Genomic DNA, 21,437 nt, shown 5'->3' on the forward strand with positions numbered 1-21,437 from the left:
ATTCCTTTTAATCTAATTCGCGAATATCAACAAAGTGACCAGCAATAGCCGCAGCCGCAGCCATCGCAGGGCTCACTAAGTGAGTACGACCATCACGACCTTGGCGGCCTTCAAAGTTACGGTTACTGGTTGATGCACAGCGCTCCTGTGGACCTAAGCGATCATTATTCATCGCCAAACACATAGAGCAACCCGGTAGGCGCCATTCAAAACCTGCCGCTAGGAATATTTTGTCTAACCCTTCTTGTTCTGCTTGTGCTTTCACTTGCTCTGAACCCGGAACAATGAGGGCTTGAACGTGTTTCGCCACAGAGCGGCCTTTTGCCACTTCTGCTGCGGCTCGCATATCTTCAATGCGAGAGTTGGTGCACGACCCGACAAAGACTTTATCGACGTTGTAATCAGACAGCTTCTTGCCTGCTTCTAGTCCCATGTACGCCAATGCTTTTTCTGCAGACGCTTTTTCTACTGGGTCAGTGAAACTTTCAGGGGCTGGAATGACACTGTCGACAGCCATTACTTGACCTGGATTGGTGCCCCAGGTGACTTGTGGTTTGATGTCTTCAGCGTTAAGCGTTACTACTGCGTCAAATGTGGCATCGGCATCGGTTGCTAAGCTGCTCCAGTATTTAACCGCAGCTTTTAAGTCTTCGCCTTCTGGTGAGAACTTACGACCAGAAATGTAATCGAACGTGGTTTGGTCTGGAGCGATCAGGCCCGCTTTTGCACCCAGCTCAATGGCCATGTTACAGACCGTCATTCGACCTTCCATAGAAAGATCAGTGATTGCTTCACCACAAAACTCAACCACGTAGCCTGTGCCACCTGCAGCCGTCGTTTTACCGATAATAGCCAATACGATGTCTTTTGCGGTAATGCCTTTCGCAACCTTACCTTTGACTTCGATCTTCATCGTTTTAGCACGGGCTTGCTTTAGGGTTTGTGTTGCTAATACATGCTCTACTTCAGAGGTGCCGATACCAAATGCAAGCGAACCAAACGCCCCGTGAGTCGCGGTGTGCGAATCACCACAAACAATCGTCATACCCGGTAGGGTAATGCCCAGTTCTGGGCCCATTACGTGAACAATACCTTGGTATTTATGGTTTAAGTCGTAAAGTGTGACACCAAATTCTTCACAGTTCTTAGACAGCGTTTCCATTTGGATACGAGCCATTTCACCAGAGGCGTTAATGTCTTTGGTTGTGGTCGATACGTTGTGATCCATGGTGGCGAACGTTTTGTTCACTTGACGAACTTTACGGCCTTTTTCTCTTAGGCCGTCAAAGGCTTGTGGTGACGTAACTTCATGTACTAAGTGGCGGTCTATGTATAAAATTGGATTCTCACCTTCCGCAGCAACGGCAACGTGAGCGTCATAAATCTTTTCGTATAGTGTTTTCGACATTGCTTCTTCCTTGAGCGCTGACCGATTTTAGCTATCAGCGCAACGCAGAGTAATTCTAGGATTAAAGGCCGCCTAGGAGCTTACGGCCATCCGTTTTATTATGAATTTGAGATGTATGCTGCGATCTTGTCGCCCATTTCTGATGTGCTCAGAGCCGGGTTGTCTCCGGCAAGATCACCCGTGAGTTCTCCGGCTGAAAGTGCTTTTGATACGGCTGTTTCGATATCTTGCGCTGCTTGTTCTTCACCTAAGCTGTAACGTAGCATCAGGGCAGCAGATAGAATTTGCGCCACTGGATTGGCAATGTTTTTACCGGCAATATCTGGCGCACTGCCGCCTGCTGGCTCGTAAAGACCAAAGTTACTCTTGTTCAAACTAGCAGATGGAAGCATACCCATCGAGCCTGTGATCATAGCGCATTCATCAGAAATGATGTCACCAAAGATGTTAGAGCACAGCATCACATCAAACTGAGATGGGTCTTTAATTAATTGCATGGTCGCGTTATCAATATAGATGTGAGAAAGCTCTACATCTGGGTAGTCTTTCGCGATCTCTTCTACGACTTCGCGCCAAAGGATCGAGCTTTGAAGTACGTTCGCTTTATCAACTGAGCAGACTTTTTTATCGCGTAATCTTGCTGATTCAAATGCGATTTTTGCAATACGCTCAATTTCATAGCGGTGATAAACTTCAGTATCAAATGCTTTTTCGTTCGGACCTTCACCTTCGCGACCTTTAGGTTGGCCAAAGTAAATACCACCGGTTAACTCACGCACAACCACAATATCAAAGCCACGTTCTGAGATGTCAGCACGCAAAGGAGAAAACGACTCTAGTCCTTTATGAATTTGTGCAGGACGTAGGTTACAGAATAATTCAAAGTGCTTACGTAATGGCAGTAGAGCACCGCGTTCAGGTTGATCGTTAGGCGCAAGGTGTTCCCATTTAGGGCCACCGACAGAACCAAATAGAACCGCGTCAGATTCCTCACAACCCTTTACTGTGCTGTCAGGCAGTGGACAACCGTGGTTATCAATAGCAATACCGCCAACATCGTGTTCGTTACAGTCAAAAGTAATGGCGTGTTTTGCTTCAATTGCAGCAAGAACCTTGTGTGCTTGTTGCATTACTTCTGGGCCAATACCATCTCCTGGTAGAACGGCGATTTTATATGTTTTGCCTGCCATGGTCGGTTAATCCTTGTTTAAGTTAAATTATGTTAGAGGTAAGAGTGCTTCGCTTAAGGCTTAAGGCTTAAGGCATAGGGCATAAGGCTAGAGATGAAACCCTAGAGCCTTCAGCCAAGAGCCTGCTCTTATACCGTTTTACTCTTGTCTTTATTCTGCTTCATCTCTTCGATTTGATCTGAACGATGAATACTATTAATAACGTGCAATAGCGCTTCGCCTGATGCTTCTACAATATCGGTTGAAACACCCGTACCGTGGTACTTGCGGCCTTTGTAGTTAGCAATGATGTCGGCTTGGCCTAACCCGTCTTCGCCTTCGCCTTTAGCGGTAAGGTCAAATTTATCTAGCTCGATATCATAGCCAGTTACGCGGTAAATACACTGGTATAGCGCATCAACAGGGCCGTTACCGACTGCGGCTTCGCACTTTTCTTCGTCGCCACAAAGTAGTTTGACACTGGTTGTCGACATAACACTGCCAGATTGCACGCTCAGATAGTTCAGCTTAAAGAAATCGTCTTCGGCGCGTAAATTGGAGAAGTGCATCAAGGCTTCTAGGTCGTAATCAAATACCTGACCATTGCGATCGGCCAACTTCAAGAAATCGGCGTACAAGGTGTCTAGGTTATACTCTTCATCTTTATAACCCATGGAATCCATGTGACTCTTCACAGCTGCGCGGCCACTGCGGCTAGTCAAATTCAACGCTTTGTTTTTCAGACCGATAGACTCAGGAGTCATGATTTCGTAAGTGTTTTTGTTCTTAAGCATGCCATCCTGATGGATACCAGATGAGTGGCTAAATGCATTAGCACCGACAATGGCTTTGTTATCTTGAATTGGCATGTTGCAAAGCTGGCTTACAAGCTTACTAGTACGGTGAATTTCATCGTGCTTTAGGCCTGTATTAACACCAAGATACTCTTCACGAGTTTTGATGATCATGGCAACTTCTTCTAGAGAACAGTTACCTGCACGCTCACCAATACCATTGATGGTGCCTTCAACTTGTCTTGCGCCAGCTTGAACTGCAGCAATAGAGTTGGCAACAGACATACCTAAGTCATCATGACAATGTACAGAAATAATGGCTTTGTCTATGTTTGGAACACGGTTGAATAACATTTCGATGATGCTGCCGAATTCACCTGGGATGGTGTAGCCAACGGTATCAGGAATGTTTACGGTACTTGCACCTGCGTTGATAGCGGCTTCAACCATGCGGCAAAGATTATCAATCGGCGTACGGCCTGCATCTTCACAAGAAAATTCTACATCGTCAGTATAATTACGAGCACGTTTAACCGCTTGGACACCCATTTCAACCACATCATCATAGCTGCGACGTAGTTTGTCTTGTACGTGTACGGTCGAGGTTGAAATGAAGGTGTGAATACGGAAAGCTTCAGCCACTTTCAAAGATTCAGCGGCCACATCAATGTCTTTCGCTACAGCACGTGACAAAGCACAAACACGGCTATTTTTGATGTTTTTTGCGATGGTTTGAACGGATTCAAAATCGCCAGGAGATGACACCGGAAATCCAGCTTCAATCACATCAACACCTAGACGTTCGAGTGCGTAAGCGATCTGTAGTTTTTCTTTTACTGTTAGGCTTGCAGATAGTGCCTGTTCACCATCACGCAATGTTGTATCGAAAATTATGACTTGATCGCTCATGTTGCTGTCCTTTTCTTGTAAGTTAATCGGTTACTTTCCGCAGATACCGACTTTTTATATTTTTAAGCTATAAAAAGCCCGCATCGTAGTGCGGGCTTCTTGAAACTGTGTGGTGTTTTTCGTCCACTGCCTACCCGCGTGATTGGTCCACGATAAGGAGGAGGCTGAGCAGGATAGAAAAACGAGATGTCATTGTTAAACATTCCACAAAATTAAGTTAACAAATTAGTACCGTACTCCATGAAGCGCGTCAAGAGTTTGTTACGTATTTTCTTCATATCGGATCAGTTAATCCAAAAAAACAGCCATTATTAATTATTCAATTGATGAAATAGTGATTAATTATTTAGCTATCGATTGTATGAAGAGTGTCTATAATTATTCGATTGATTAATTCAGGGGGATAGACATGGTGCGTAAAGCTGGGCGACCAATTGAGAAAACAGATGCTAGAGCAAGCCTCGTTTTTCATGCACGAGAGTTGTTCAGTTCCATGCCATATGAAAAAGTATCGACTCGAATGTTGGCTGAAAAAGCGGGCGTGAATATGGCGATGATTCTCTACTATTTTGGCAGTAAAGACGGGCTGTTTGAGACCATGCTTCGGGAGACGATGGAGCCTATGAAACAACACGTTAGCCAATTAGTTACTAGCAGCGATACCGAGGGATTTCTCGGCATCATGAAGACGTATTACGCAATGATGATAAAAAGCCCTGATTTTCCGCGCTTATTGTGCCGAGTGATGTTAATGGAAGAGAGTAGTATTCAACGAAAGCTTGTTGAAAAAGTCTTTAAAGACGTCACTTTACCAGCGCAAAGGCTCTTGTTTCAAAAAATGCAACAAGACGGTGTGATACGGCCTGAACTCGATCCTGACTTATGTCGAATGACCTACGTCAGTTTAATGGTTTTCCCATTTATAGCACCACCGAAAATGCTCGATTTACATGGCGTTGTTTTGGATGAAGCGTATTTAAAACGATTACTTAATCATAACCTTTCTTTCATTGCTCACGGATTTCTGCTCGATCCACATTCTAAATTACAAGGACATTCCCATGACATCTAAGCGTAAACTATTGTTCTTTCCTGTTTTTGCCGTTGGCGTTTTATTGTTGGTATTAGCGGTGAACTTACGTCCTACGCCTCCAACAAAACCAGCAGGATCGCGAGCACGCTTGGTAGAGGTGATGCCACTAGAGCTAAAAGCGATGGCACCGATTGCAATAGGGTTTGGCAAGGTCGAGCCTAAATTGGAGTGGAAGGCGATTTCGGAAGTGACGGGTAAAGTGGTTTATCGTCATCCTCATTTAGAAAAAGGTCGCATGCTGCCAGCTGGCACAGAAATCTTGCGCATTGACCCGTTAGATTACGAGTTGAAACTTGCTCAAACACAAGCGGATTTAACGTCTAGCTTAGTACAACTTTCTAAGCTTGATCTCGAAAAAAGCAACTTAGAAAGTACGATAAAGATCGAGACGAATCGTTTAGCGATAAGCAAAAATGAACTTGAAAGGCAGCAAAACTTACGTAAAAAAGGCTTGGCATCTCAGTCAGATCTTGATCAGCAAAATCAATCTTATTTATCTCAACAAAAACTGGTTCTGGATATGAAAAACCAGCTTACCTTATTTCCAGATGAAAGAAAGGTAGCGGCGGCTCAAGTCAAAATGAACCAAGCTCGAGTGCAAGAAGCCCAGAGATCTTTAGAGAAAACGTCAATCACACTGCCTAAGGACCTACGAATTTCAGAAGTTGATGTTGAGCAAAATCAAGTGGTGAACATGCAGCAAACGATGGTGGTCGGGCATGGACTAGATGTGATGGAAGTGGAAGCACAAATGTCGTTGCATGATATGCGAACATTGATCGGTAGCTTAGACACATTCAAAGGCGAAGAACATGGATTGCCAACACTTAAGGTAGAAGCGATTGACGCAAGCATTGAGCTAAACAGTGGCAATCTCAATGTTAAGTGGCCAGCAACGGTTGCTCGGATCAGTGAAACCGTCGATTTAAATCAAGCCACGGTGGGGGTGATTTTAGAAATCCAACAGGACTATGAAAAGATCGAACCAGACACATCTCCGCCTTTAATTAATGGCATGTTTGTTAAGGCTGAAATGCTAGGGCAACAAAATCCGAGTTGGGTCGTGCCTGAGCGTGCACTGCATGGTGACAAAATTTATCTAATGAATAATGAAGATCGGCTGACCATTGAAACGGTTGAAGTACTGTACCGTCGAGACAATCAAGTTGTCATTGATGGCGATCTCGAACAGGGAAGCAAATTGATCCTCAATGATCTATTGCCTGCCATTAATGGAATGTTACTAAGAGAAGTGAATGACAGTAAAGAGGAGGATCCAGCATGATTCGTTTCTTTTCTCGCCATCCAACAGCTGCAAACTTGTTGATGCTGGCGCTATTGATTGTGGGCCTGACTTCTTTACCAAACTTAAAAAGAGAGACGTTTCCTGAATTTAGCCCTCTTTATATTATGGCGGCGGTTGTTTACCCAGGTGCATCACCACAGGAAGTAGAAGAAAGCCTGTGTGTGCGAATGGAAGACGCTGTTGATGGGCTCGCTAACATTGAAGAAACCCGTTGTGAAGCCATTGAAGGCTCTGCGCGATTGGTACTCAAGTTGAATGAAAAAGCTGACATTGGCCGTATGCTGGTGGACGTACAAACTCAAATTAACTCCATTAATGATTTTCCAGATGAAATTGAATCACCCGTCGTTAAAGAACTGGATTGGAATGAACCGGTTGTTGATGTGGCGATCACCGCAAATACCACCTGGCCTGAATTAAAAGCTTATGCAGAAGATCTAAAGCGCACACTTAAGCTCGATTATGATGTGTCACTGGTCACGGTGAGCGGGTTCTCTGATCATCAATACAGAATTGAGCTCAATAGCAGCGCTATTAGACAGTTGGGGTTAACGGTCGCGGATATTGCCACTCAAGTTGGTAAGCAAAATATCAAACTGCCAAGCGGCAATATAGAAACGCCAGACAAAAACTTTCTAATTCGGTTTGATGAACGACGGATCAAACCAGAGGAATTAAAAGATATTGTTGTTGGATCGGCACCCAATGGCAGTGTGATCCGCTTAGGTGATATTGCAACAATAAGTGATCGCTTCGAATTAGATGAGCAAAAAGTTCTGTTTGATGGTCAGCCATCAGCGATGTTAAAAATCAGCAAAAATAAGGCCGATGATGCGTTGCGAATCAAAGAACAAGTCAGCAAGTTTGTTGAGGCTCAAAGGTTAATCGCGCCAGACGGTGTGACGTTGCAAATGACTAACGACCTGTCTTCTGTTCTGTGGGACCGCTTAACCATGATGCTTGAGAATGGTTGGCAAGGCATATTGCTGGTCTTTGCCACCATGTGGTTATTCTTCAGTTTTCGCTATTCGTTTTGGGTTGCCGCAGGTTTACCCGTCGCCTTCTTAGGTGGCTTATTTCTGATGGCTCAACTTGGGTTGTCTATCAACATCATGTCTTTGGTCGGCCTATTGATGGCGATAGGTATCATGATGGATGATGCGATTGTGATTGCCGAGTCGATAGCTTCCCATCTTGATCGGGGAGAGTCGATAGAAGACGCAGTATATAAAGGGGTTTCAAAAGTTTTTCCCGGTGTTCTTTCGTCATTTCTCACCACCGTATGCATCTTCGGCAGCTTGCTGTTTCTTGATGGTGAAATGGGAGCGGTATTAAAAGCGGTACCACAAGTGTTGATCTTGGTACTGAGTTTAAGTTTGGTTGAAGCATTTTTAATATTGCCAGCCCACCTATCTCATTCGCTACATAAAGAAAAAAACGAGCGTAAGCCGCTTAAATTTAAGCGTGTGCTATTAGAAAAGTTTGAACACTTTCGCAATACCAAATTAGTGAAAATGGTTAGTTTTGTGGTGGCGTGGCGCTATGCCTTTCTTGGGGGCGTTCTCGCGACATTGCTGGCATCGGTTGGTTTAGTGGCTGGTGGTGTCGTGAAGTTTGTCCCTTTTCCTGACTTAGACGGCGACATTGCAGAAGCAAGAATCATCTTGCCGCCAGGCGCGTCTTTGAGCCAAACCGAGATGGTGGTCGCCCATGTTATCGGTGCGGCGGAACGTGTAAATAAAGATTGGAGTGAACGTGTTGAAGGCGGAAGACCTCTGGTTGAACACATAACGAGCCAGTTTAACGCTAATGCCGATGCGGACGAATCCGGGCCGCACCTTGCTACCGTACGTCTAGATTTACTGGGAGCTGAGACAAGAAATACAGTGATGGATGACTTCGTGGATGCGTGGCGAGAAGAGGTGGGTGAATTAGCCGAACCGGTCTCACTTGTGTTCAAGCAACCCGTGATGGGGCCTGGTGGTCGAGCAATAGAAATTCGAGCTAAGCATGACGACCTTGAAGAACTTAAAGCGGTGTCGCTGGATATTCAGCAATACTTGAATCAGTTTGATGGCGTGACCGGGGTGCTAGATGACATGCGTCTTGGTAAAGAAGAGGTGTTAGTTAAACTAAGACCGGGAGCTGAAACTTATGGTGTTAACGGTCAAATGATAGCAAATCAGCTGCGTTCAGCGTTTTTCGGCCAAACGGCAGATGAAATTCAAGTCGGTGTCGAAAACATTAAAATTGAGGTTAGGCTGGATAAACTGCAAGCCGGTGACTTACAGCAGCTTGCTAACTTCCCCATCATTAAATCAGATGGGGCGCAAATCCCATTAGGATCGATTGCGACGTTAGACTTCCAGCGTAATTACGTACGAATTCAACGTATTGATGGGCTAAGGACAATTAGCGTGTATGGCGATGTGGATAACAGTAAAGCCAGCTCGACTGAGATTTTGAATCAATTCGTCAAAGATGAAGTTCCCGTGCTGTTAACTAAGTACCCAGGACTGCGTTTTGATTTTGAAGGTGAAGCAAAAGACGCAGCGAAAACAGGAAGCTCGATCGCAAGTGGTTTCTTACTGGGCTTATTTGGTGTGTTTGTCATATTGAGTTATCAGTTTAGAAGTTACTTGGAACCCTTTGTGGTCATGCTTGCTATTCCCCTTGCGTTAATCGGGGTGATCTGGGGGCACTTTCTATTAGGGCACTCATTAAGTATGCCAAGCATCATGGGGTTCGTATCGCTTGCGGGTATCGTGGTTAACGATTCAATTTTGCTGGTGCAATATATCAGACATCACGTTGATGAAGGAGACAGTGTATATGACGCTGTTGTCCTTGCCAGTCGTGAGAGGTTTAGAGCTGTGTTTCTGACATCGTTAACAACTGCTGCTGGTTTACTGCCATTGCTGACGGAGACGAGCCTTCAAGCGCAGGTGATTCAACCTTTGGTTATTTCTATTGTGTTTGGCATCTTCGCATCAACCTTGCTGGTGTTATTCATGATACCAGCAGCTTATGCGATATTAGCCGATTTTGGCGTGGTGCATAAGCATGAGCAAATCCAATAATTTGATGAGTTCATCAGTTTTTCACTGAGATTAAAGGCAGCTTCGGCTGCCTTTTTTATTAATTGGAGAGGTAGTATTGACTCAGTAAAGAGGTTAACGATTGCGTAATGAAATGCGAATATACAGTTTTCAAATGTGAGTGAAAGCTTGAATTTGTGGGGTAAATCGTTTTGGAGTGAAGCGTTACATTTGTTAGAACTATTAATTAGATCTCATTCGATATAAAGGAACATGAAAAAGCCCACTTTATCTTTTTTTATAACAAGGCTAACTCATTGTTTTTATTTGCCAATCGTTTCAGTGGCGTAAAAAATAATAATTTAATATTAAACCTCTTGTGAAGGTGGACGTATTGCTGGATATTAATATGCAAAGCGAAAGCATAGGCGTGACAAATGGCTTCAAGCGGAGCGCAGAGTTTTCGATAGCATGGCAAATGCCATATCTCAATAGCAAAGAACTAATACATATAGAGGCAAACACAATGTCGAACAGAAATGCAACAAACCAAGCCGTTGCCGGCTATCGAATGGAATCGACATTACGCGGTGTGGATCTGAACCTTCTCACTGTATTTGATGCAGTAATGCAAGAGCAAAATATCACTCGTGCAGCGCACAACTTGGGTATGTCTCAACCTGCAGTAAGTAATGCTGTAGCGCGCTTGAAAAATATGTTTAATGACGAATTGTTTATGCGTCATGGTCGTGGTATTCAACCAACTCAGCGTGCTCGTCAATTGTTTGGTCCTGTACGTCAAGCTTTGCAGCTTATCCGTAATGAGCTACCTTGCTCAATCTTCAGCCCTGAATCTTCGTCTCGACTATTTAAGTTGGTCGTGTGTAGCCCTTGCGATATGCGTTTTGCTCCAAGCATCATGAGCTCGATTTCGAAGCAAGCACCTGGCATTAAGCTTCATATGGATTCTGATGTTGATAGCTTGTTGAGCGAAAAAATGCGTTATCAAGAAGTTGATTTTGTAATTAACTATGCTCGCTTTGAAGAGCAAGGTTATTCAAGCACTGAAATTTTCAGTGATGAATTGGTTGTTGTTGCCTCTTCTAGTCACCCTCGTTTAGGCGACAATATTTCGCTTGAAGAGTTAAAAGCAGAAAGCCATGCTACATTGTCTCGAATTAATGGCATGCGTAGCTTCTCTGAGCAAGCTTACCGTGACTTAGAGTGTCACTCTGCTTACCAAGGCTCAAGCTTAAGTAACATCCTTTATGTAGTGAGTCAGTCTGAATTAGTGACTATCGCACCACGCTGGTTGGTACAGAGCATTTCAAACCTTGATAACGTGAAAATCTTGGATCTTCCAGTAGAGAACAAATTTATCTCTGGTTACCTAAGCTGGCATGAATCAAGTGAGAAAGACAAAGCGCACATCTGGATGCGTGACCAATTGATGATGATCTGTGGCGAAACCATCGCAGCAGCACGATAATCATATAAAACAAAAATAGAAAAGCACCGACGTATTTCGTCGGTGCTTTTTTTTGTGCAGTTAACGAGTATTTACAATTGAAGTGCATCAAAAACGGCTCGGATTGGTTGCCTTTTTTGGTGTCAAATGTACACTTGTGCGCTCAGTTAGCTTACATGTGTAAGCCAAGGGTAGAGAGTATGTCAAATTTAGATTTTCACATCGTAAAGTGTCTTCGTGACCAAGTTATCAGTGGTGGTGCTCGTACCGCGCTTCGCCACAAAGTTGCTGACGTTTGGCAAGACATCAGCTGGCAAGCATTTGGCGAGCAAATGGACTCGTTGTCGTTAGCGTTGCTTGCTCAAGGCATCAATGTTCAGGATAAAGTCGGCATTTTTTCCAACAACATGCCTCGATGGACAATAGCAGACTTTGCATCCCTTCAACTTCGCGCTGTGACCGTACCAATTTATGCGACAAATACACCCGCACAGGCTGCTTATATTCTTGATAATGCAGATGTGAAAGTTCTATTTGTTGGTGAACAAGAACAACACGATGCGGCTGTGTCTTTTTTCGATGACTGCCCGAAGCTTGAGTTGATTGTCGCGATGTCGGCAGATATTGACCTGCGCGAACATTGCGCTAGCTTACATTGGGATGAGTTCGTTGCCATGGGGCAACAAACTCCTAGAGAAGAGTTTCAACTGCGACTTGATGAAGCAAACTGTGACGATATTCTTACCCTAATCTATACATCAGGCACGACAGGCCAACCTAAAGGCGTGATGCTAGACTACAACAATATAGGTTGCCAGTTGGAAGGCCACGATGAAAGACTCGGCCTGACTAACCAAGATGTGTCTTTGTGCTTCTTACCTTTGTCTCATGTATTTGAGCGTGCTTGGACTTTTTACGTACTTTATAAAGGCGCAACCAATTGCTACCTGCAAGATACGATGCAAGTGCGAGATGCTTTAGGCGAAATAAAGCCAACGGTTATGAGTGCCGTTCCTCGTTTTTATGAGAAAATTTTCTCCGCTATCCATGAAAAAGTATCTCGCGCTCCGTTTGCACGTAAATTGGTATTTACGTGGGCGGTTAACATGGGGGCTAAAATGGCGGCCTGCCAGCAAGAGCAACGTAGCCCTTCATGGTTGTTGACCCGTAGTCATAAGTTAGCCGACAAACTCGTTCTGGCTAAACTACGTGATTTATTGGGCGGCCGTATTAGCTTTATGCCATGTGGTGGCGCAAAGCTGGATGAAACCATTGGACGTTTCTTCCATGCTATTGGTATCAATGTAAAGCTGGGCTACGGAATGACGGAAACCACAGCAACAGTGTCGTGCTGGGGGGATGAAACATTTAATCCAGATTCCATTGGTACTTCAATGCCTGGTGCACAGGTAAAAATTGGCGAGAACAATGAAATTCTCGTTAAAGGCCCAATGGTGATGCGTGGTTACTACAAGTTACCTGAAGAGACAGAAAAAACCTTTGATGAACACGGCTTTCTAAAAACTGGCGATGCAGGTCATTTTGATGAACAAGGCAATTTGTTTATTACAGACCGAATTAAAGAGTTAATGAAGACATCTGGTGGTAAATACATCGCCCCTCAAATGATTGAAGGCGCAATTGGTAAAGACCACTATATCGAGCAAATTGCTGTCATAGCGGATACTAGAAAATTTGTTTCTGCGCTTATTGTTCCATGCTTTGATACGTTAGAAGAATACGCGAAAGAGCTGAATATCAAATACCATGACCGAATGGAATTGATTAAGAATAACGGAGTCGTTGAGATGTTTGAAAAGCGCTTACACGAACTTCAACATGAGTTAGCAAAATTTGAAAAAGTGAAGAAATTCACTCTTCTACCAAAAGCGTTCTCAATTGATAAAGGCGAATTGACGCCAACTCAGAAGCTACGTCGTAAAGTGATCAGTGATCGTTACCAAGACGAGATCGACGAAATGTACGAAGACAAGCATAAAAAGAAGTGATTTTGAGTACTTGATTAATGAAGAATAAGCCCGCGGATGAAAGCGGGCTTTTTTATGCCCAAAACAGTCAGCTCTACACCCACCTAAAAACATAATTACCGTACTCCTATTTAATATATCCATCTAAAATTAACCTTTATATTGGTTTTATATGTTGATATTTGCAGGTCGATTCCGCATAACAGTCGTACTTTTCTTTGTTTAGCCATACATTCCAAGAATTGTGCGCTGCGCCGCATTAGACATCTAAGAGGTGAGGCGTTACAGTGCCATTTGTTACCTCTTTGTTAGTTATGATTAACAAAGAGTACATAGCAAGAAACGTGGATTAATTTCGATTTAGGCTACGAATAAGCCCTAACTATGTAAAACCGACGTTATGGTTCCAATCAAAGAACCAAGATGACTCGGTAAAGGAGAAAAATATGGAAATGTTATCAGGCGCAGAGATGATAGTTCAATCTCTGATCGACGAAGGTGTAAACCAAATCTTTGGTTATCCGGGCGGCTCCGTTTTGGATATTTATGATGCTCTGCACGCAAAAACCGACCACATTCAACACGTTTTAGTTCGACATGAACAAGCCGCGACTCATATGGCGGATGGTTATGCTCGTGCAACAGGGAAACCTGGTGTTGTCCTCGTGTGTTCTGGTCCAGGTGCGACCAACACCATTACTGGTATCGCAACCGCATATATGGATTCAATTCCTATGGTGGTTTTTTCTGGTAACGTACCAAACAACATGATCGGTAATGACGCATTCCAAGAGTGTGACATGGTAGGGGTTTCACGCCCAGTAGTGAAACACAGCTTCTTGGTCAAAAAAGCAGAAGACATTCCTGAGACAATAAAGAAAGCGTTCTACATCGCGTCATCAGGCCGACCAGGCCCAGTTGTTATTGATGTGCCTAAAGACGTAATGAGTCCGCTCAACAAACTTCCTTATCAATATCCTGAAAGCATTAAAATGCGCTCATATAACCCAACCACTACAGGTCACAAAGGCCAAATTAAGAAGGCTCTTAAGGCGTTACTTGATGCCAAAAAACCTGTGCTTTATATCGGTGGTGGCGCGATTATTTCAGGTGCAGATAAACAAATTAAACAACTGGCAGAAAGCTTAAACTTGCCAGTGGTTAGCACACTTATGGGCTTGGGGGCGTTCCCAGGAACTCATAATAATGCAGTAGGTATGTTGGGGATGCACGGTACCTATGAAGCCAATATGACCATGCACAATGCCGATCTCATCTTTGGTATTGGCGTTAGATTTGACGACCGAACGACCAATAATCTAGATAAATACTGCCCGAACGCGAAAATTATGCACATCGATATAGACCCATCATCTATTTCGAAAACGGTGCCTGTTGATCTTCCTATTGTAGGCTCTGCTGATACCGTTCTTGATACCATGCTTAAAGTATTGGTTGAGCAAGGCGGCAATAACGATGAAGCGGCCATTGAAGCTTGGTGGCAAGACATCAACACATGGCGTGACCGTAAGTGCTTGAGTTATGAAACAAACAGCGAACGTATTAAACCACAGCAAGTGATTGAAACCGTATATAAGCTGACAAAAGGCGATGCGTTCGTTGCATCCGATGTTGGTCAGCATCAAATGTTTGCGGCATTGTATTACCCATTTGATAAACCACGCCGTTGGATTAATTCTGGTGGCCTTGGCACCATGGGCTTTGGTTTACCCGCGGCAATGGGAGTGAAGTTTACTCACCCTGATGAAGTGGTGATTTGTGTTACTGGTGACGGCAGTATTCAAATGAACATTCAGGAATTATCGACAGCGCTGCAATACGATATTCCAGTAAAAATCATTAACCTAAACAACCGTTTCCTAGGAATGGTAAAACAGTGGCAAGACATTATTTATCAAGGTCGCCACTCTAACTCATATATGGACTCCGTGCCGGATTTTGCTGCAATTGCAGAAGCCTATGGTCACGTTGGTATCCGAATTTCAGATCCAAGTGAGCTGGAATCAGGACTGAAGAAAGCACTCGATATGAAAGATCGTTTAGTGTTTGTCGATATCAATGTTGATGAAACCGAACATGTTTATCCAATGCAGATTAAAGGCGAAGCGATGAACAACATGTGGCTAAGTAAAACGGAGAGAACCTAATATGAGACATATCATTTCATTACTACTTGAAAACCAACCGGGTTCTTTATCACGAGTGGTGGGGTTGTTTTCCCAGCGTGGCTATAACATTGAATCTTTGACGGTATCGCCGACCGAAGATGAAACCTTGTCACGCTTGAACATCACAACGGCCAGTGATGCCATGGAGCTTGAGCAAATTCAAAAGCAGCTTCATAAACTCATTGATGTGTTAAAAGTTCAAGAAGTGACCGATGTTGAACACGTTGAACGCGAATTGATGTTAGTAAAAGTAAAGGCTGATGGGTTTGCTAGGGCGGAAGTTAAGCGAACCGCCGATATTTTTAGAGGGCAAATCGTTGACGTTACTGCATCTCAATATACGGTGCAGCTAGCAGGAACCAGTGAGAAGTTGGACGCGTGTGTCACCGCTCTAAATGAAGTAACCGATGTAATTGAAGTTGCTCGTAGCGGTGTTGTTGGTATCGCAAGAGGGAAACATGCTTTAAAAGCCTAGCGAAGATCACATAAGATCAGCACTTGTGTCACAGATTTAATCAAATGCCACTTCCTAATCGAAGTGGTTTTTTTATAGATATGGATTCGCAGGTATAATGCCATTTTTACCATCTTGGAGCAGCATGTGAAACTGAAGAGTGTGATCATTTATCTAGTACTCGCTTGCATGCTACCGGGAATCTTAGTGGCGATTTACAGCCACTATCGATATCAAAATATAATTGAACAACATCAAACCAAACTCACCAACGACAGTCTAAACCAGCTCGCGTACAGTAAGCGTGAGTTTCATGATATTCAAGCTCAACTCTCTTCTACGATGGAATTACTGGGTAACAGTCATTATCTGTTTGATTACCTAGACAAACCAAATCTGCACAATAAGACTTTAGTCGAAGATATGTGGATTTCGGTCGCTGGCGCCCAAGAATGGTTCACTGATATCCGGTTTGTTACATTAGATGGTAAATCAAATCTTGGCGTGAGCTATGTCAGCGACCTTAAATCAGCCTCTAGAAACGAGTCAAAATTTGACATTGTCCCCTCTGAGTTTTTTGCTTTCGCAAAGTCTTCACAAAACGGCGAGGTGGGAAGTTGGGGCATCGATTTAAAAAAGACGAACGGTGAGTTAGTTAGACCATATCAACCTATCTTAACGGTGTTTACACCGGTTAGTTATAATGGTCAGAGGTTAGGTTACATTCTCGTTAATTTAGATGTTTGGAACCTCAGTACGATTGTAGATTTTTCGCCTAAAAATGAGTTTATTCCAGAAGTGCTGACCTCAAATGGCGACTATCTAATCAGTCGCCAACGAAATAAACTTTTTGGCTATTTATTACCAGAACGCGAACGATATAATTTTGCTCAGTTGCAGCCTCAAGTATGGGACGCAATGCTGCATCAACCAACTGGGCATCATTTTTCCGAAGGCAGCTTGTATGTTTTTAGCAGCGTCGAGTTCATGAGTGGGCACGAGGTTTACTTACTGATTAGTTTTGATGAAAAAAAGCTTCGGAAAGGCGTGAAAAGAGAAGTTGATAACCTTACTCACAAGGCATTATTAACTTTGTCTGCAGTACTCTTGTTTGCTTTCCCCATGGCCTACATTATTCACGTGTATAGAAAGCGCAGCCTCGAAAGTAAGTTAGCGAGAGCAGCGCTGCATGGCATGTCTGCTGTGATGATCTCTGATAGTCGACATAGAATTATTAAGGTCAACAAAGAGTTTGAAAGCATGACAGGTTTTAGCAACGACGACATCGTCGGTTGCAATGCATTAAAACTATTGACAGAAAAACACAGATAATCGCAGCTTATCGATCTCGCTACGGGCTTAAAAAATGGTGGATTTTGGGAGGGAGAGTTATCGAGTATTAAAGCGTCAGGTGAATCTTTTACTACCATCACTCGCATTCAAAAAATAGTCAATTTCAAAATGCGTAGCCGTTATTATGTTACTTCAATTGTAGATATCAGTGAAAGAAAGGCATTAGAAGATCGATTACGTCATTTAAGTGAAAGAGACGAACTAACAGGCTGTTGGAACCGACGTAAATTTGATAGTGAATTGCAAAAACAATCTAGATTGGTAGAGCGCTATCGTGATAAATATCACAGCTGCTTAGCGTTAGTCGATATCGACCATTTTAAGCGAGTTAACGATCAATTTGGTCATGACGAAGGAGACCGTGTGATCCATAAGGTCGGTCAGGTTCTTGGGGAACAACTGAGAGAGACTGATTTTCTTGCTCGTATCGGAGGCGAGGAATTTGCCATTATTTTACCTAACACAGAATTGAAAACCCTTGATGTCATGTTAAATCGTTTAAGAATAGCGGTTGAAATTGAAGAGACAATTCAAGTCACGGTCAGTATAGGTATAACCGATGTTGTTGGAGACACAAAACGTAGCTATAAGTTTGCAGACATAGCACTGTATGAGTCTAAAGCTGCTGGTCGAAACTGTGTTTCTACGTGTACTAGTGATAGTGATGTCGCTTAAAGGTGAGAATATTTCTTGATTGATAATTGAACGATAATGTCACAAAACGTGTACAGTTAGACTAAAGTCTAATGTTGTTTGAAATTTGAACTAGAATATTAATTGAGTAGACTTGCTCACCCATTTTAGTGATAGCCCATTTTAGCAACGGAAATAGCGAACGAAATAGAAAGGATGTGGGCATAAGAGGTTTGTTATGTACACGCATTTTCTTGTGAGACTGACCATTGGTCTTCTGATGGTGTTAGGAATAAAACTTAGCGCAATCTACTTCTTGGCGATGATTGTATTACTCAATACGCATCACAAAGAGTTTTTTGGATGGTAAAAACCGAGGCGAACGCCTCGGTTTTTTTATTCAGCTTCCGCTAATTCTATCTCAATGACACGTTCGATTTTTGACATTGTCTCTGCAAGATGCAATTCCAAGGTAGCAAGAGCTTGTTGCTCATCTTTCGCTAACACCGACTTCATTAGCTTTTCGTTTTTATCAATATTAATGAAGTCTTCGCCTTCAAACTGATCAGAGTTTAGCACCAGGTGCCGATAGCGTTTGAGCTGTTGATTGATCTCAGTGAAAAAGCTAAACATAGTGTGGGCGTTTGAGCCTTCAAGAAGTGCGGTATGGAAGTTGTGATGACGTTCTTCCCACTCTTGGTTATTGTAGTCGCTTTGAGCGTGTTGGATTCTTGATAGTTTGTGAAACGAAGACAGAACCTCCAATTCCCAGCTTTCATCTCCAACTTCAATAGCTTTACGAAGTAATACTGATGATACGACCTTGAGGCTTTCAAATAGGTCAAATAATTCATTTTTTGAAATAGGCGCAACCCAACAGCCTTTTTGTGGTTCTAAGCGAACATACTTACTCCACGAAAGTTGCACTAGAGCTTCTCGAATTGGTGAGGCACCAACACGGTATTTATCTTTAAGTTCAGCTACAACAAGCTTTTGGCCTGGAGCTAATTCACCTTTAAGAATATCCTCGCGGATCATTTTTGACACTTTGTCAGTAAGAGTAGGGCTCGACACGATATCCTCGTTATTTTTCTTTTATTTAGATTCCATTCACACTGAATATATTGCGGGTCAATAGATTAATAAATATGATGTCATATCATCCTGCGTTCAGTAATTTGATAATACGCCATGCGGAATATGCGGACAAGCCGTTTAATAAAAAAAAGTGGTGAGACTCTTTATAATTTGAGTCTTTATGTATAAAAATGAACAGAGCTCACTTTCATTGAAGCGCAGATCTTGTAGCACAAGATGCTCGTATTCTCTTAATTTCAGTAGGTTTAATGAGTATGTCTGTGCTAATGAGGTTTTGGGGAGGGAGAAATACGACGAATAAACAAGAGGCCTGCGGAAAACGGGCAGGCCTCTTTTAAGCCAACAAAAATAAGGTTAGAAGTTGTAAGCTACCGAGGCTTTGAAGTTCCGACCAACCTCGTAGCTTGTGTATTTACTTGAGCCCCAAGAAATACCAAACCCTGTATGTTCTGCGTATAATTTATCAAACAGGTTATCAATACCGACGTTAACACTTAAATCTTTTGCAAACGTTGGATTATAGGCAGCCCAGATACTGTGAACACCGAAACCTGATCGTGAAATGGTTTCACCATCTGTATTCTCATACTCATTTCCAGGGACAAACCTTGAATCCCAGCCAAATACGAATTCTTCAGTAGCTCGATATTTCGCACCTGCCTTAATGCTGTGAATCCCAGTTTTATTCATATGGCTTGTTTTTTTGTTGCTAAGGGATGTCTTGTTACCTTTAGAATAAGAGTGGTTAGCGTATAAATTGATGTCATTCCAAACGTAATTAAAAACGGTTTCAACACCCCAGACTTCGACATCATATTGATTGGCCAGTGTGGTATTGTTTTTCGTTGGGTGCATTTGATTGTCGAGGTTGTAACTGAAGGCAGTAAAACCAACAACGGCACTGTCTGAGACTAACAAATCTGTTAGGTCATAATCAAAGCCACCTTCATAGTTATGGCCTGTCATCGCCTCAGTATCAGATTGTTTTACATCACTGGCTGCTTTCATTGTCAATGTTTCAGGTAGCGCAGCTCCTTTAAACAAACGGCCATAACCAACACGTAGAGTTAGGTTATCAGTGGCTTGATATTGACCTTTAAACTTAGGTGACAACTGACTGAAATTGCCTTCAAATACACCACCAAGGACGTGGGTATCATAACGTAAACCGGTCGTTAGAATAAAATCATTGATTTCAAAATGGTCTTGAATGTAAAGGCCGTAAGCCGTCACAGTTCCCCCATCCATACCGTATTGCTTTGTCTGCCCTTGCATTGAGCCTGAAAGAATCTGCCCTTCACCAGAATTGATCCATTGTTTGGCTTTATAACCGTCTAACCCATACGTTAATTCGTGCTCGCCAAGCCACGAGACATTTCGAATGTCGCCACCAATTGTCGTAACGTTATATTCACGATCTGGAATTGAGATGGTGCCATCTTTTGTCCACTTACCACCAGGGCGAGTCCAGTTAACGGCGACTTGGGCGTCGCGGTTCATATATTGGCGATTGTAATAAACATTGGTTTTTAGGTTTACTAGATCACTGTCCGCATCGTAATGGTGCTGCAAGGTGATGGTGTCTCGATTTACAGAGTTGAAGTTGTGTTGATCGTCTGCGTACAAAGCACCATTCTTCTCACCAGAAAGCTGTCGTTCCCCACCATCACTGTATCGGTTTAATGTCAGTTTGAATTCGTTGATATCATTAGGCGTAAAGACCACTTTGGCCATGCCTGATTTGAGTGTACCTTGCTTTGAAGTCACGGCATCTTGGTCTGGAATATGCAGTTCGCCATCTTTTGAATAGTTTGCGATCCCGAGAAATTCAAGTTTATCGTTTAATTGAGCATAGAGAGCAACGTTGGTTGTGAAGCGTTCGTATCCCGTTTGGTAGCCGGTTTTCACGCGAGCTCCAATTTTTTCTCCATTCTTAAGTAAGTCGCTTGGATCTTTAGTTTCATAACTGAATGTACCGTTAATTGCACCAGAACCGGATAACGCTGAGTTACCACCTAATTCTATTTCAGCGACTTTGAGCATTTCTGGGTCAATGTTTTGATCGCCATTATGGTGGAACAATTGTCCTTCTTGCCTTGCGCCATCAATCGTGACGACTGAGAATTTGTCTTCCAAACCACGAACGAAAACTTTGCGAGAATATCGAGCGTTACCGTCTACGGTAACACTAGGCATGGTATTTAGAATGTCTTTTGTGCCAGACGCTTGCTTTTGTTCAAGAGTTTCAGAGTTAATCTGAGTTTGAACAAGTTGCTCCAAAGCTGAGCCTTTAACGACCATGGTTTCATCTGCTTCCTCTTGAGCAGATATAGCGTTAAGCGAAGTAAGAGCCAAGGAAATGGCCACTGCAAGATATTGAACTTTCATAATTATTGTGAATTCCTGAGTAAACTATCAATAATTGTATGAATACTGAAACATTTTGTAAATGATAATCGATATCATTTACAAAATTTACATTACTAACTTTTGGGAAGGGGAATTATTTTGTGTATTTACTCTGTCAGTCGGGCGTT

Annotated in this window: 14 protein-coding genes; 9 read left to right on the forward strand and 5 right to left on the reverse strand. The window is 43.0% G+C overall.

Features of this window, described 5'->3' with window-relative positions; genetic code table 11:
• Window positions 1-7: 7 nt before the first annotated feature.
• The 3 genes from leuC to leuA form a co-directional block, all read right to left on the reverse strand.
• A complete protein-coding gene (leuC, locus tag VTAP4600_RS00760; RefSeq protein WP_102521046.1) occupies window positions 8-1,408 on the reverse strand; it encodes a 3-isopropylmalate dehydratase large subunit in 1,401 nt (466 codons plus the stop codon).
• Between the two features lie 98 nt (window positions 1,409-1,506).
• The gene (leuB, locus tag VTAP4600_RS00765) at window positions 1,507-2,598 is read right to left on the reverse strand and encodes a 3-isopropylmalate dehydrogenase (protein ID WP_102521047.1); all 1,092 of its coding nucleotides are present in this window, start codon (window positions 2,596-2,598) and stop codon (window positions 1,507-1,509) included.
• A 128-nt stretch (window positions 2,599-2,726) separates the two neighbouring features.
• Window positions 2,727-4,280 carry a 2-isopropylmalate synthase gene (gene leuA, locus VTAP4600_RS00770; RefSeq protein ID WP_102521048.1) on the reverse strand — a complete coding sequence of 518 codons (1,554 nt, stop codon included), beginning with the start codon at window positions 4,278-4,280 and terminating at the stop codon, window positions 2,727-2,729.
• Window positions 4,281-4,689: 409 nt separating this feature from the next.
• On the opposite strand from leuA, the gene VTAP4600_RS00775 reads away from it, so the two are divergent.
• The 9 genes from VTAP4600_RS00775 (at window position 4,690) to VTAP4600_RS00815 (ending at window position 17,844) form a co-directional block, all read left to right on the forward strand.
• The gene (locus VTAP4600_RS00775) at window positions 4,690-5,352 is read left to right on the forward strand and encodes a TetR/AcrR family transcriptional regulator (protein WP_102521049.1); all 663 of its coding nucleotides are present in this window, start codon (window positions 4,690-4,692) and stop codon (window positions 5,350-5,352) included.
• A complete protein-coding gene (locus VTAP4600_RS00780; RefSeq protein WP_102521050.1) occupies window positions 5,342-6,658 on the forward strand; it encodes an efflux RND transporter periplasmic adaptor subunit in 1,317 nt (438 codons plus the stop codon). The genes VTAP4600_RS00775 and VTAP4600_RS00780 overlap by 11 nt, the downstream gene beginning before the upstream one ends.
• Window positions 6,655-9,759, forward strand: a complete 3,105-nt coding sequence (locus VTAP4600_RS00785; RefSeq protein ID WP_102521051.1) for an efflux RND transporter permease subunit — start codon at window positions 6,655-6,657, stop codon at window positions 9,757-9,759. Before VTAP4600_RS00780 ends, VTAP4600_RS00785 begins: the two co-directional genes overlap by 4 nt.
• A gap of 484 nt (window positions 9,760-10,243) precedes the next feature.
• The gene (gene leuO / locus VTAP4600_RS00790) at window positions 10,244-11,206 is read left to right on the forward strand and encodes a transcriptional regulator LeuO (protein WP_102523845.1); all 963 of its coding nucleotides are present in this window, start codon (window positions 10,244-10,246) and stop codon (window positions 11,204-11,206) included.
• A 179-nt stretch (window positions 11,207-11,385) separates the two neighbouring features.
• Window positions 11,386-13,194 (forward strand): AMP-dependent synthetase/ligase, encoded by a 1,809-nt coding sequence (locus VTAP4600_RS00795; RefSeq protein WP_102521052.1) that lies wholly within the window; start codon window positions 11,386-11,388, stop codon window positions 13,192-13,194.
• A gap of 425 nt (window positions 13,195-13,619) precedes the next feature.
• The gene (locus tag VTAP4600_RS00800) at window positions 13,620-15,341 is read left to right on the forward strand and encodes an acetolactate synthase 3 large subunit (RefSeq protein ID WP_102521053.1); all 1,722 of its coding nucleotides are present in this window, start codon (window positions 13,620-13,622) and stop codon (window positions 15,339-15,341) included.
• A 1-nt stretch (window position 15,342) separates the two neighbouring features.
• Window positions 15,343-15,837, forward strand: coding sequence for an acetolactate synthase small subunit (gene ilvN / locus VTAP4600_RS00805; RefSeq protein ID WP_102521054.1), 495 nt, complete (start codon window positions 15,343-15,345; stop codon window positions 15,835-15,837).
• A 126-nt stretch (window positions 15,838-15,963) separates the two neighbouring features.
• Entirely contained in the window at window positions 15,964-17,148 is a 1,185-nt protein-coding gene (locus VTAP4600_RS00810; RefSeq protein ID WP_102521055.1) for a PAS domain S-box protein, read from the forward strand.
• Between the two features lie 129 nt (window positions 17,149-17,277).
• Window positions 17,278-17,844: a GGDEF domain-containing protein gene (locus VTAP4600_RS00815; protein ID WP_102521056.1), complete on the forward strand. Its 567-nt coding sequence runs from the start codon at window positions 17,278-17,280 to the stop codon at window positions 17,842-17,844.
• Between the two features lie 354 nt (window positions 17,845-18,198).
• Here VTAP4600_RS00815 and VTAP4600_RS00820 read toward each other — a convergent pair whose 3' ends face one another.
• Window positions 18,199-18,840, reverse strand: coding sequence for a GntR family transcriptional regulator (locus tag VTAP4600_RS00820; protein ID WP_231897892.1), 642 nt, complete (start codon window positions 18,838-18,840; stop codon window positions 18,199-18,201).
• 414 nt (window positions 18,841-19,254) lie between these two features.
• Window positions 19,255-21,288 carry a TonB-dependent receptor domain-containing protein gene (locus tag VTAP4600_RS00825; protein ID WP_102521058.1) on the reverse strand — a complete coding sequence of 678 codons (2,034 nt, stop codon included), beginning with the start codon at window positions 21,286-21,288 and terminating at the stop codon, window positions 19,255-19,257.
• Window positions 21,289-21,437 lie beyond the last annotated feature (149 nt).

Source organism: Vibrio tapetis subsp. tapetis, assembly GCF_900233005.1.
In the GTDB taxonomy this organism is placed as follows: Bacteria; Pseudomonadota; Gammaproteobacteria; order Enterobacterales; family Vibrionaceae; genus Vibrio; species Vibrio tapetis.

What these genes read in the sequence shown, in the direction of transcription:
- leuC (WP_102521046.1), bottom strand. Translation starts at nt 1,408, where the DNA reads ATGTCGAAAACACTATACGAAAAGATTTATGACGCTCACGTTGCCGTT.
- leuB (WP_102521047.1), bottom strand. Translation starts at nt 2,598, where the DNA reads ATGGCAGGCAAAACATATAAAATCGCCGTTCTACCAGGAGATGGTATT.
- leuA (WP_102521048.1), bottom strand. Translation starts at nt 4,280, where the DNA reads ATGAGCGATCAAGTCATAATTTTCGATACAACATTGCGTGATGGTGAA.
- VTAP4600_RS00775 (WP_102521049.1), top strand. Translation starts at nt 4,690, where the DNA reads ATGGTGCGTAAAGCTGGGCGACCAATTGAGAAAACAGATGCTAGAGCA.
- VTAP4600_RS00780 (WP_102521050.1), top strand. Translation starts at nt 5,342, where the DNA reads ATGACATCTAAGCGTAAACTATTGTTCTTTCCTGTTTTTGCCGTTGGC.
- VTAP4600_RS00785 (WP_102521051.1), top strand. Translation starts at nt 6,655, where the DNA reads ATGATTCGTTTCTTTTCTCGCCATCCAACAGCTGCAAACTTGTTGATG.
- leuO (WP_102523845.1), top strand. Translation starts at nt 10,244, where the DNA reads ATGTCGAACAGAAATGCAACAAACCAAGCCGTTGCCGGCTATCGAATG.
- VTAP4600_RS00795 (WP_102521052.1), top strand. Translation starts at nt 11,386, where the DNA reads ATGTCAAATTTAGATTTTCACATCGTAAAGTGTCTTCGTGACCAAGTT.
- VTAP4600_RS00800 (WP_102521053.1), top strand. Translation starts at nt 13,620, where the DNA reads ATGGAAATGTTATCAGGCGCAGAGATGATAGTTCAATCTCTGATCGAC.
- ilvN (WP_102521054.1), top strand. Translation starts at nt 15,343, where the DNA reads ATGAGACATATCATTTCATTACTACTTGAAAACCAACCGGGTTCTTTA.
- VTAP4600_RS00815 (WP_102521056.1), top strand. Translation starts at nt 17,278, where the DNA reads ATGCGTAGCCGTTATTATGTTACTTCAATTGTAGATATCAGTGAAAGA.
- VTAP4600_RS00820 (WP_231897892.1), bottom strand. Translation starts at nt 18,840, where the DNA reads ATGATCCGCGAGGATATTCTTAAAGGTGAATTAGCTCCAGGCCAAAAG.
- VTAP4600_RS00825 (WP_102521058.1), bottom strand. Translation starts at nt 21,288, where the DNA reads ATGAAAGTTCAATATCTTGCAGTGGCCATTTCCTTGGCTCTTACTTCG.